At 41.5% G+C, this 12,806-nt stretch carries 9 protein-coding genes and 1 tRNA gene; 4 read left to right on the top strand and 6 right to left on the bottom strand.

Annotated elements, in window-relative coordinates; genetic code table 11:
• Positions 1-12 precede the first annotated feature (12 nt).
• Both ACVCDT_RS02705 and ACVCDT_RS02700 read left to right on the top strand, forming a co-directional pair.
• Positions 13-1,275: a sugar MFS transporter gene (locus ACVCDT_RS02705; protein ID WP_447131199.1), complete on the top strand. Its 1,263-nt coding sequence runs from the start codon at positions 13-15 to the stop codon at positions 1,273-1,275.
• The gene (locus ACVCDT_RS02700; RefSeq protein ID WP_447131198.1) at positions 1,272-3,824 is read left to right on the top strand and encodes a glycoside hydrolase family 3 protein; all 2,553 of its coding nucleotides are present in this window, start codon (positions 1,272-1,274) and stop codon (positions 3,822-3,824) included. The genes ACVCDT_RS02705 and ACVCDT_RS02700 overlap by 4 nt, the downstream gene beginning before the upstream one ends.
• A 715-nt stretch (positions 3,825-4,539) precedes the next feature.
• Here the strand turns inward: ACVCDT_RS02700 and ACVCDT_RS02695 are convergent.
• The 6 genes from ACVCDT_RS02695 to trxA form a co-directional block, all read right to left on the bottom strand.
• Positions 4,540-4,615: transfer RNA gene (locus ACVCDT_RS02695), tRNA-Thr, on the bottom strand.
• A 126-nt stretch (positions 4,616-4,741) separates the two neighbouring features.
• On the bottom strand, positions 4,742-5,881 hold the full coding sequence (locus ACVCDT_RS02690) for a 5-(carboxyamino)imidazole ribonucleotide synthase (protein WP_447131197.1): 1,140 nt from the start codon (positions 5,879-5,881) through the stop codon (positions 4,742-4,744).
• 25 nt (positions 5,882-5,906) lie between these two features.
• Positions 5,907-6,401, bottom strand: a complete 495-nt coding sequence (gene purE, locus ACVCDT_RS02685) for a 5-(carboxyamino)imidazole ribonucleotide mutase (RefSeq protein ID WP_447131196.1) — start codon at positions 6,399-6,401, stop codon at positions 5,907-5,909.
• 128 nt (positions 6,402-6,529) lie between these two features.
• Positions 6,530-7,822 carry an amidohydrolase gene (locus ACVCDT_RS02680; protein ID WP_447131195.1) on the bottom strand — a complete coding sequence of 431 codons (1,293 nt, stop codon included), beginning with the start codon at positions 7,820-7,822 and terminating at the stop codon, positions 6,530-6,532.
• 144 nt (positions 7,823-7,966) lie between these two features.
• Complete coding sequence (rho, locus tag ACVCDT_RS02675; RefSeq protein ID WP_447131194.1) at positions 7,967-9,232, bottom strand: transcription termination factor Rho; 1,266 nt, start codon at positions 9,230-9,232, stop codon at positions 7,967-7,969.
• 365 nt (positions 9,233-9,597) lie between these two features.
• Positions 9,598-9,924, bottom strand: a complete 327-nt coding sequence (trxA, locus tag ACVCDT_RS02670) for a thioredoxin TrxA (RefSeq protein ID WP_447131193.1) — start codon at positions 9,922-9,924, stop codon at positions 9,598-9,600.
• Between the two features lie 101 nt (positions 9,925-10,025).
• Between trxA and rhlB the strand changes: the two genes are divergently transcribed.
• Positions 10,026-11,285, top strand: a complete 1,260-nt coding sequence (gene rhlB, locus ACVCDT_RS02665) for an ATP-dependent RNA helicase RhlB (protein WP_447131192.1) — start codon at positions 10,026-10,028, stop codon at positions 11,283-11,285.
• On the top strand, positions 11,286-12,803 hold the full coding sequence (locus tag ACVCDT_RS02660) for a Ppx/GppA phosphatase family protein (RefSeq protein WP_447131191.1): 1,518 nt from the start codon (positions 11,286-11,288) through the stop codon (positions 12,801-12,803).
• Positions 12,804-12,806: the final 3 nt, after the last annotated feature.

Genomic DNA, 12,806 nt, shown 5'->3' with positions numbered 1-12,806 from the left:
TTTGGAGTACTTATGTCACCCACTGGCGATTTGTCGAGTCAAACTCGAACTCAGCAAGGATCAGGCTATACCTTTGCTTTGTCAGCACTCACATCACTGTTTTTTATTTGGGGGTTTATTACTTGTTTAAATGACATTTTAATTCCTCATCTAAAAGCAGCCTTTGACCTAAATTACACTCAGGCCATGTTGATTCAATTCTGCTTTTTTGGCGCTTACTTTATTGTTTCGTTACCAGCTGGCAAGCTTTTAAAACTTTTAGGTTACCAAAAAGGCATAGTTGCGGGTCTGTTGGTGGCAGCGCTAGGGTGTTTGTTATTTTACCCAGCTGCAGCTATTCATAGTTACCCTTTGTTCTTGGGGGCACTGTTTGTATTAGCCTCTGGCATTACTATTTTGCAAGTGTCGGCTAATCCTTATGTTACTTTGCTTGGGCCATCTGAATCAGCTCCGGCGCGTTTAACCTTAACTCAGGCGTTTAATTCGTTAGGTACAACTATTGCGCCTTACTTAGGGGCGTTATTTATTCTGAACGAAGCCACTCATTCAGTTGCCTCGTCACAATCAGCAGAGTCTGTGCAAATGCCTTATTTGTTGCTTATGTCTATGTTGATTTTATTGGCGGCGGTTTTTGCCTATCTAAAATTACCCACTATTGATTCTGCTGAGCCTGACTTAGGTGAAGAAATAGAAGGAAATGCATGGCAATACCAACATTTAGTGTTGGGTGCTGTGGGTATATTTGTGTATGTGGGCGCTGAAGTATCTATAGGCAGTTTTTTGGTTAGCTTTTTAGGTGAAGCCGATATTGCAGCGCTAGAAGAAAGCCAAGCAGCAAAATATCTAGCCTACTATTGGGGTGGAGCTATGGTGGGGCGCTTTATAGGCGCGGCAGTCATGCATCGTGTTGGTGGTGGTGTAGTGCTGACGTTTAACGCTTTAGCAGCGGCTGTGTTAATTATCATTGCTATGAGTACAGATGGTTATTTAGCCATGTGGTCGATTTTATTGGTAGGACTGTGTAATTCAGTCATGTTCCCTACTATTTTTAGTTTGGCCTTAAACAGCTTAGGTAAACATACTCCTCAAGGTTCGAGTGTTTTATGTTTAGCTATTGTTGGCGGTGCCATAGTGCCTGTTTTTCAAGGTATGTTGGCCGACTCAATTGGCATTCAATTGTCCTTTATTTTACCCCTTCTTTGTTACTTCTTTATCGCCCATTACGGTGTGCGTGGCAGTAAAGTTAAAATGAATAACTCACAGGAAAACTCATGAATAAGACATTAAGTACGAGTTTAATCGCAGTTATTTTATGCTCGCTCAGTGCTTGTAATTCTCAGCAGGATGTTAAACAGCCTGAACAGCGCAATGCCAGTAATATTTGGCCTAAATTAGATATTGCGGTTAAAAAAGATCCAAAAGTCGAAGCCAAAGTAGAAGCTTTACTTTCGACTATGACTTTGGAACAAAAAGTAGCACAAATGATCCAACCAGAAATTCGAGATATTAGTGTTGAAGACATGCGCAAATATGGCTTTGGCTCATTCTTAAATGGTGGTGGAGCCTTTCCTAACAACAATAAACATTCGAGTGTTGATGATTGGATCAAATTAGCTAACGACATGTATTTAGCTTCTATTGATGACAGTTTAGATGGCTCAACTATTCCAACTATGTGGGGAACAGATGCCGTGCATGGTCACAACAATGTGATAGGCGCAACTTTGTTTCCACATAATATTGGTTTAGGGGCAGCCAATAACCCCGAGTTAATTGAAAAAATAGCCAATGTAACAGCAACCGAAGTTATGATAACGGGTATAGATTGGGTTTTTGCTCCAACTGTAGCTGTTGTACGTGATGACCGTTGGGGTAGAACTTATGAAGGATACTCAGAAGATCCTGAAATAGTAAGAAGCTATGCCTCAGCAATAGTTAAAGGTTTACAAGGCCATGCAGACAAAGACTTCCTGTCAGATAATAGGGTTATCAGCACAGTGAAGCACTTTGTAGGAGATGGCGGCACTGTAGGTGGCGATGACCAGGGAAATAATATTAGCACTGAGCAAGAACTATTTGATATTCATGCCCAAGGTTATGTAGGCGGCTTAAGCGCTGGTGCACAATCAGTGATGGCGTCTTTTAATAGTTGGCAAGGTGACAAAATTCACGGTAACAAATACCTACTCACAGATGTATTAAAACAGCAAATGGGCTTTGATGGTTTTGTTGTTGGCGATTGGAATGGTCACGGTCAGGTAAAAGGCTGCAGAAACGATAGTTGCCCACAAGCGGTTAATGCTGGGTTGGATATTTTCATGGTTCCTACAGATGCGTGGAAACCCTTATATGAAAATACTATCAAACAAGTTAAACGCGGCATTATTCCTATGTCTCGTATTAATGATGCGGTTACTCGCATTTTACGCGTCAAAGTACGAGCGGGTTTATTTAACAAGCCTAGCCCAGCAAATAGAAAATTCGCCGGTAAAAAGCATTTAATAGGTCAACCTAGCCATAGAGATGTGGCGCGTCAGGCTGTTAGAGAGTCATTGGTTTTATTAAAGAATAAAAACCAACTCTTGCCATTAGATCCTAGATTAAATGTATTAGTGGCAGGTGATGGTGCAGACAATATAGTCAAACAAGCAGGTGGTTGGTCTATCACCTGGCAAGGTACCAACAACACCAATGCAGATTTTCCTGGTGGCACCTCTATTTATGATGGCTTAAAGCAACAAATCGAAGCCGCTGGTGGACAAGTTAGCTTAGATGTAAATGGCAAGTTTGATGTTAAGCCAGATGTAGCAGTGGTGGTATTTGGTGAAGAGCCATATGCCGAAGGGCATGGCGACCGAGAAAACTTAAACTATCAAGGCGGCGACAAGAAAGATTTAGCCTTATTGCAAAAACTTAAGTCTCAAGGCATTCCTGTGGTGTCTGTGTTTATCACTGGACGCCCGTTATGGATGAATGCTGAGCTTAATGCCTCTGATGCTTTTGTGGTTGCTTGGTTACCTGGCTCAGAAGGCAATGGAGTGGCAGAAGTACTGTTAGCGAATCCAGACGGATCAGTGCAGCATGACTTTGTGGGTAAATTATCATTCTCATGGCCAAAAACAGCTCAACAAGCCACTGTCAATCGTGGTGACAAAGACTATGCTCCGCTTTTACCCTATGGGTTTGGGCTGACCTATCAAGACCAGAATGTGTTAGCAGATAATTTATCTGAAGAAATTAAGTTTGATGAAACCCAAGTAAAAGCACGTAACTTCTATACTGGTGCCATGCACAAGCCTTGGTTAATGAGCTTATTTTCAGGCTCACAAGAAATATTCATCAATGCTAATTCACATCAGTTAAATGGATTAAGCTATCGCACTATTGATAGAAAAGTTCAAGAAGACTCACTTTTATTAACTTTAGATGGCACCCAAATGGCGGGCCTGAAAATTGTAAGTGAAAGTCACTTTAGGGAAGATCTGACTAAAGACTTACTGATGGATGGGGTGTTATCTATCTTGCTAAAAGTTGAAAGCAGACCTAGTGATAAAGTGTACATAGCCATGAATTGTGAAGCTTTTGGTGATGAGCCAGGCAGTTGCAATGCTAAATTAGATGTCACTAAAGAATTGAGCCAGATAGAGCTCAATCAATGGACAAATTTAACTATCGACCTGCAATGTTTTGCCAACCAAGGCGTAAGATTTAAAGATATTGTCTCTCCCTTCGCATTGGAATCAAAAGGTAAGCTTGCAATAGGATTATCGGATATTTTGTTCAATCCTAAACAAGCCCAAAACGCAGATTTAAGCTGCCAGTAAAAGCCATATAAATAGCCAGCAACTCTTAAGTTTCTGGCTTTTTTATTGATGGCACAGGTGTAAATTCAAAACGTATCTTTCTATTTTGTAATGGCGTAAGTCTGTGGCTGCATTTGTGTGCGGGTTGCGCAAATGTCATCTCAAGAATAGGAAGTCGCTTCGCTCTGTGTTTTGTTTCGATGAATTTGCACGTAAATGGTGCCGACTACTGGGGGGGGAAGCTGGACTTTCTAGCTGCACAGCAGCGCCCAGCTGAACAGCTCGACAAGGAAGTCGAGCTTGGGGGCATATCATCAGGGACGTGTATGGGATATCCCGTATTTAACTACTTCAAAGTTTTTAAGAAATTTAAACCTATGAGTTCATGGCTGTATTCATTGGCGGGTTGCGCAAATGTCACCTCAAAAATGGGTGCTCGCTGCGCTCGGCAATTTGTTTCGATGAATTTGCACGGAAATGGTGCCGACTACTGGAATCGAACTGCTATGAGGCTTAGCTACTGATTACAAATTGGTTTGGGGGAATTTAAACCTAAGAATTTATGGCTGTGCTCATTGGTGGGTTGCGCAAATGTCATCTCAAGAATAGGAATTCGCTTCGCTCTGTGTTTTGTTTCGATGAATTTGCACGGAAATGGTGCCGACTACCGGAGTCGAACTGCTATGAGGCTTAGCTACTGATTACATTTTTGTTTGAGATTATCTGAAAAGAAGAATGGTGCCGACTACCGGAGTCGAACTGGTGACCTACTGATTACAAGTCAGTTGCTCTACCAACTGAGCTAAGTCGGCACACTAAGTGATACCACTTTTGGGTTGTTGGTAAACTACTTAAAAGCAGCTAATCCCGAAAGCGAGCGCTATTCTATTCACAAATCGATTGATGTCAATAAAATTAATCAATTAACTCTATTTCGTTTAAAGTTTGCTCAACCTTTGGGCTTCGTCTTTTAACATGGGGAAATGTTCAAGGGGAAGGTGCTCGGCCAACTCTAATAGTTTGCTCGCGAGCTCCTTATAATTTTGAGCACATAAATTAAAATGGCCCATTTTGCGCTTTTTACGCGGGGTTTTACCATACCAATGTAGATGACAGCCTTCTATACCTAACATGTCTCGATCAAAGGCCTTGCATCCAATAATGTTAATCATAGCTGTGGTTGATAAAATTCGGGTCGAGCCTAAGGGTAAGCCGCGTACCGCACGGATGTGATTTTCAAATTGGCTGGTATCTGCACCTTGCATACTCCAATGCCCTGAGTTGTGCACTCTAGGGGCAATTTCGTTGACTAATAACTTATCGCCTACTTGGAAAAACTCAACGGCCAACACCCCAACATAATCTAAGGACTCTGCTAGTTTATTAAACACCTCTTGGGCTTGTTGATTAAGGGCATCATTTACATTAGAGGCAGGAGCCACAGAAACGTGCAATTGTCCTTGATAGTGAAGGTTTTCGGCTAACGGATAATAGGCTAATTGACCTTCGCTGCTACGCACTGCAACCAAAGATAGTTCGCGCTCAAAATTCAGCATGCTTTCAGCAATAAGTGGTACTTTTTCTAGGTCAAGTTGGGCTAACTTTTCTTTTAAAGCAGGTAGTTCGCTTAGACTTTTCAAACGCCACTGCCCATAACCGTCATATCCATCGCGACTTGCTTTGATTATGAGCTTTTCACCTAGCTTTTGAATGGCTGCATCGAGTTGATCTACTTGGGTGATAATTTCAAAAGGGCAATTGGCTATGCCGAGTTTTTCTAAAAGCTGTTTCTCTCTTACTCTGTCGGCGCCGGCTAAAATGGCTTCTGCGCTGGGTTTTAATTTGCCTGTTCGATGGGCAATTTCGAGCAAATCTTCTGGGATATGTTCAAATTCAACAGTTATGCTGTCAGCTTCTTCAAATGCGGCTTCAAGAGAAATATTCAAAGGTAGTTTGGTGACCGGATCAATCACTTTGTTATCGGCAACATCTATTGCCTGTACGCTTACACCTAAAGGGTAAGCGGCTAACGACATCATCCTTGCTAATTGACCAGAACCAAGAACTACTATGCTCATCTTATTTATCTCACCTGTAAATCAACTATAAAGAGGGTAGGGTTAATTCATCCTGAGCCAAAATAGTATTGGTTTGCTCAGTTCTAAAGTCTTTAATTGCTTGTTGTACGTCTTGATTGTTCAAAGCTATTACCTGGGCTGCTAACAAGCCGGCATTGGCTGCACCTGCTTCACCTATGGCCAAGGTACCTACAGCTACGCCTTTGGGCATCTGAACTATAGACAGTAACGAATCTAGGCCATTAAGCTGACTAGAGCGCACAGGTACACCAAAAACGGGTAAATGTGTATGTGCTGCTATCATGCCTGGCAAATGGGCGGCTCCGCCTGCTCCACCAATAATTACTTTATAGCCTTGTTCGGCAGCTTGTTCAGAAAATTCTACCAATAAATTAGGCGTACGATGAGCTGACACAACTTTAGCGGTATAACTTACTCCTAGTTTTTCTAGCATAAGTGCCGCATTTTGCATGGTTGGCCAATCAGATTTAGAGCCCATTATTATGGCTACGTCTGGCATAATTTTCTCACTTACAAATAGTTTGCGTTAGACCTCATAGAAGTCCTTAGAATTTTGGGAGGCGTATTGTAGCTTATCGCTAGCTGCATAGAAACCATCACAGCTAGGCTAAAACTAACTGATTTGGGTTAATGCATATGCATATAATCTAAGGTTAGGTCTGTCAGTAATTTCACTCCGGTTTTCAAGCCAGCGTCATCCACATAAAACTCTGGAGTATGGTGGGCGGGTGCATCATGTTCGTTTACATCTAGTGGTTTACCCCCTACCCACAAATACAAACCTGGTACCTTCTCTTGAAAGAAAGAAAAGTCTTCGGCACCAGTTACAGCTTTACTGTGGATCAGGTTTTTGGCTCCAACGCTTTTCACTAAGCTAGGCAGCATTTTTTCGGTAAGCGCCAAATCGTTAAAGGTAATAGGGTAATTGTAATCTAAAGGCAAGGTGACTTCGGCTTCGGCGCGCATACTATCGGCAATACCTTTAACCTTTCTTGGGACGGCTTCGTACATGTGCTCTCTCGCTCGCTTATTCAGAGTGCGAATAGTCCCAACTAACTCTACTTCACTAGGAATAATATTTGAGCGGTTGCCACCGTGAATTGAGCCAATTGTCACTACAGCTGCTTCGTCTATGAGTTTAATTTCGCGACTTACTATAGTTTGTAGGCCCATTATAATTTGTGCCGCTGTGGTAATAGGATCAACACTCAACCAAGGGTAAGCGCCGTGCGCTTGTTTACCTTTTATTACGATTTTGAAAGGATCAACGGCGGCCATAGTGCCCCCTTCTTTATATCTGACTTTGCCAATATCAGTGTTGGCGCTAATGTGTAAGCCAAAAATTACGTCAACATCGGGATTGCTTAATACCCCTTCTTCTACCATAACTTGTGCGCCACCTTTTTCGCCTCTTGGTGCGCCTTCTTCAGCGGGTTGAAAGATAAACTTCACTTTTCCACGTAGTTGTTCTTTCATGTTAACTAATATTTCAGCCGCGCCCATTAACATAGCCACATGAGTATCATGGCCGCAAGCATGCATAACAGGTACATCGTTACCTTCTAATTCACCTCTTTGGGTGGATTTCCAGGCTAAGTCGTTTTGTTCTAGTACAGGAAGGCCGTCCATATCTGCACGTAGTGCTACTACTGGGCCAGGTTTGCCACTGTCTAATACAGCAACCACCCCGGTTTTTGCCACGCCAGTTTGCACCTTTAAACCTAAACTTTGCAGGTGAGCAGTGATGTATTTGGCCGTTTCAAATTCGCGATTAGACAATTCTGGATACTGATGCAAATGGTGGCGCCATTTAATGACCTTTGCTTCTATGGCATTAACGCTTTGTTCAACATTTTCTTCAGCTAAGGCAAAAAAACTGTAAAAACTCCCAATTAACACAATATTTAATAAGCTTTTCATGACGTTCCCATTTTTTAATATCAAGACATTAATATGTTGAATACAGCTTGGCTTGTCAAATCAGCAAAGCTGGCTTTTTATCGACCTAAAATAAAAAATCCGCTAACAGCAAGCTGGTAGCGGATCTTAACAAGCTAAAACAAGTTAACTTTTTTGTCTGCGCATTGCAGTAAAGAATTCGTCATTGGTTTTTGTCATAGACAATTTACCAATTAAAAATTCCATGGCGTCAATTTCTGACATTTCATGCACTATCTTGCGCAAGATCCACATTTTTTGTAATTCATCTTGCGAGGTTAATAACTCTTCACGTCTAGTACCCGAGCGGTTGTAATCAATAGCAGGGAATACGCGTTTTTCTGCAATTTTACGGTTCAGGTGTAACTCCATGTTACCTGTACCTTTAAATTCTTCGTATATTACTTCGTCCATTTTAGAACCGGTATCTATCAATGCGGTGGCAATAATAGTTAAGCTGCCGCCTTCTTCGATGTTACGAGCGGCACCAAAAAAGCGCTTAGGTTTGTGCAGCGCGTTAGCGTCTACACCACCAGTTAATACTTTGCCTGACGAAGGAATTACCGTGTTATAAGCGCGAGCTAAACGAGTAATTGAATCTAGCAATATCACTACATCTTTTTTATGCTCAACCAAACGTTTTGCACGCTCAATAACCATTTCAGCTACTTGAACATGGCGGCTGGCTGGCTCATCAAAGGTAGAGGCTACAACTTCACCACGCACTAGACGTTGCATTTCAGTCACTTCTTCAGGGCGTTCATCTATTAGCAATACCATCAATAAACACTCAGGGTGGTTGGCTGCAATAGACTGAGCGATGTTTTGTAGCAGTAAGGTTTTCCCTGCTTTAGGTGGCGCAACAATTAGACCACGTTGACCGCGTCCAATAGGAGAAGCTAAATCTAATACACGGGCAGTGATATCTTCACTACTGCCATTGCCTCGTTCCATTGTGAGTCGTTCATTGGCATGTAATGGCGTAAGGTTTTCAAATAATATTTTATTGCGCGAGTTTTCTGGACGGTCGTAGTTTACTTCGCTGATTTTTAACAACGCAAAATAACGTTCGCTGTCTTTAGGTGGGCGAATTTTGCCCGAAATAGTATCACCAGTGCGCAGGTTAAAGCGTCTTATTTGACTTGGTGATACATAAATATCGTCAGGTCCCGCCAAGTAAGAAGAATCGTTGGAACGTAAAAATCCGAAGCCATCTTGCAGAATTTCGAGTACACCATTGCCAAAAATGTCTTCGCCACTTTTAGCGTGAGATTTAAGGATAGAGAAAATAATGTCTTGTTTACGGGCGCGGGCCATGTTTTCTAGCTTCATTTCTTCGGCTAGGCTAACTAGTTCGCTGATCGGTTTATTCTTGAGTTCCGTTAGGTTCATAATTGGTGGGTCTTTATGCTTGAAACTTGGTTTTTTGGCCAAGATTGATTGAATAATTCAAAGGTTTTTTACTTATTTCTGTCTCTGATTTGAGCGAAGTTCGAGTTTGTTCAGGTAAGAACAACTAAAAGTTAGCACCAAATAAAACCTGCGTCCAGTGAATTGTATACCTTTGCAGCGATTAGCAGGGGTTTTTGCTTTAATACACTAGCGAATTGTTAACTATTTGGGTTCTCTAAAAAAGTCCAATGCACAATAAAAATGCGGCCTATAGCTAGTTTAATTAGTGAGTACGTACAAAAAAGCTCAGCTAAGCTGAGCTTTTTATTTTAATTTTGACTTTAGCCATAATAGCTAAATAATCATTAAATATTGTCGTTTAAAAACTCTAAAAGTTGAGCTTTAGATAAAGCGCCTACTTTAGTTGCAGCAACATTACCGTCTTTAAATAATAACAAAGTAGGTATGCCTCTAATCCCATACTTAGGTGGCGTTTCGTTATTTTCATCGACATTCAGCTTACCAACTGTTACTTTGCCGTCAAACTCATCAGCAACTTCATGCAAAATTGGTGCGATCATTTTACAAGGGCCACACCATTCTGCCCAAAAATCAACTAACACAGGACCAGCAGCATTGATTACATCGGCCTCGAAACTATCGTCAGTTAACTGGATAATTTTGTCGCTCATTCTTTTCTCCGTAATTTTTTCAGTCGCCGGTCTTTACCAGCGCGGTTATGATTGTTATATAGAAACTGGTTTTTAATGCAAGCAATGATAAGCTATAAGCTATGCAAACAACACACTTAACTGATACACATTTTTCTGACTTACCGATTAACCCGCAGGTTGTCAAAGCGTTATCCGCTGCCAACTTTAATCATTGTACGCCAATTCAAGCATTGAGCTTACCCCCCTTATTAGAAGGTCATGATATAGCGGGACAGGCACAAACGGGTACCGGTAAAACCATCGCATTTTTAGTCGCTACTTTCCATTATTTATTGAGTAATCCTCAGGACAGTAAACGTCAACCCAGAGCTATCATTATGGCACCTACACGTGAATTAGCGGTGCAGATCTTTAATGATGCAGAACTGCTAAGCCAACATACAGGATTAACCCTTGGCTTGATCTATGGGGGCGAAGGTTATCAAAGTCAACGTGAGAAGCTAGAAGAAGGTGTAGATATTATTATTGGCACCACTGGCCGAATTATTGATTATTACAAACAAGGCATATTTTCCTTAGAAGGTATACAAGTCGCTGTGCTTGATGAAGCCGATCGTATGTTCGATTTAGGCTTTATTAAAGACATACGTTATTTATTTAGGAGAATGCCAGCCCCAGAGCAACGCCTTAGCATGTTGTTCTCTGCTACCTTGTCTTACCGGGTGCAAGAGCTTGCCTATGAACACATGAATAATCCCACTCATGTGCAAATAGAGCCAGAACGCAAAACGGCAGAGCGTGTTAAAGAAGAATTATTTTATCCATCAGACGAAGACAAACCTTATTTGTTGCTTACCCTAATGGAAGAAGAGTGGCCAGATAAAGCCATAGTCTTTGCTAATACTAAGCATAGCTGTGAGAAAGTTTGTGATTGGCTACAAGCAGATAAGCATAGAGTGGGCTTACTTAGTGGTGATGTGCCGCAAAATAAACGCTTAAAAATCTTAGAAGATTTCACTTCTGGCGCAATAGACGTATTAGTAGCCACTGATGTTGCCGCAAGAGGGTTACATATCCCTATGGTAAGTCATGTGTTTAACTATGATTTACCAGACGATGCAGAAGATTATGTGCACCGTATTGGCCGCACAGGCCGTGCCGGTCAAAGTGGTAGTTCTATTAGTTTTGCCTGTGAAAAATACGCTCTTAACTTGCCTGCTATAGAAGAGTACGTGCAGCATGCTATTCCAGTAACAGAATACAACCCAAATGATTTAATCCGTGATGTTACCCCGCCTAAGCCTAGGTATAAAAAGCGTATGCAAAGTGGAAAAAGTCATCAAAAGCGCCACACTGGCCCAAGGCACAATCGTAAATAAATGAAAAATAATACCGAAGTAGTGGTTCCATTTGCTCAACCTGAACAGCTATATGCAGCTGTTGATTTGGGCTCAAATAGTTTCCATATGGTGATTGTGCGCGTGGTAGCTGGCAGCGTGCATATAATAGGTAAAATTAAACAAAAAGTGCGATTAGCCGCAGGGCTAGATGAAAACATGATGCTAAACCAAGAAAGCCTTGAAAGAGGCTGGAATTGTTTAGCTACCTTTGCCGAAAGGCTGCAAGATATTCCCCTTTCAAACATTAAAGTGGTAGGCACTGCAACTTTGCGCTTAGCCGCCAACGCCGATGTATTTATTAAAAAAGCCGAACAAATCCTGCATCACAAGTTAGATGTGATAGATGGGGTAGAAGAAGCCAGACAAATTTATTTAGGCGTAGCTTATACCTCGGCCAACCAAGGTAATACTTTGGTGATCGATATTGGTGGTGCCAGTACCGAAGTGATAGTGGGTAACGATATGACCCCTATGCATTTAGTTAGTTTAAATATGGGCTGCGTTACCTTGAAAGAGCGCTTTTTTGTCGATGGGCAAATTACCGAACAAAGTTTTGACGAGGCAATTAATCATGCTCGTTCTTTACTTGAGCCAGTTAAAGACGACTTTATCAATTTTGATTGGCAGCAATGTCTTGGTGCATCTGGTACACCCCAAGCCATAACTGAAATTTTGGTGACTCAAGGGATAAGTGATTCTATCCGCATTGGTTATCTGCATAATTTAAAACAGCAATGCATTGATTGCACTAGTATAGATTTGTTAGAAATTGAAGGGCTAACAGAAGCAAGACGCGCCATATTTCCTAGTGGTCTAGCCATTTTAATTGCTTTATTTGAGCAACTTAATATTCAAGAAATGCAAATTTCAGGTGGTGCCCTAAGAGAAGGGCTTATCTATGGCATGTTAGACAACATGAAACAAAATGATCGCCGTAGCCAAACCCTTGAACAATTTATTGAACGTTTTCATATTGAAGCAGAACATGCAGACAGGGTTAAAAGCGTTGCCTTGAATTTATACAAACAAGTGAAACGTCAGGTGCCTATGGGCAAGGTCGACAGCGAAGCCATGTTATTGTCTGCCGCTATGTTGCACGAAATTGGCCTGCACATTGAATATAAGCAATACCACAAGCACGGTGCCTATATTTTAAATTATTTGCCTATGGTGGGGTTTACCGAACAACAACGAGCGGGAGTTAAAGTTTTGGTGCAAAGCCACAGACAAGACATTAACTTACAACTCTTTGATTCTTTTCACCCAGAAGTACGTCAAGTTCTGTTAACTTTAATGCGCATATTGCGCTTAGCCTGTTTGTTGTCCATTCGTCGTAAAGATAATTTATTGGCAGACTTTACTCTGACTATTCAAGATCAGAAGTGGACACTCACTTTCCCTGAGGGCTGGTTGAAATCACACCCTTTGATTGATGCAGAGCTAGCCAACGAAAAGTGGCAACAACACAAAGTAGGCTGGTTGTTGGAGTGTAATTAAACC

The organism is Paraglaciecola aestuariivivens, assembly GCF_052983255.1.
The sequence above is the reverse complement of the archived record's forward strand: the minus strand, read 5'-3'. Positions and strand labels throughout refer to the sequence as shown.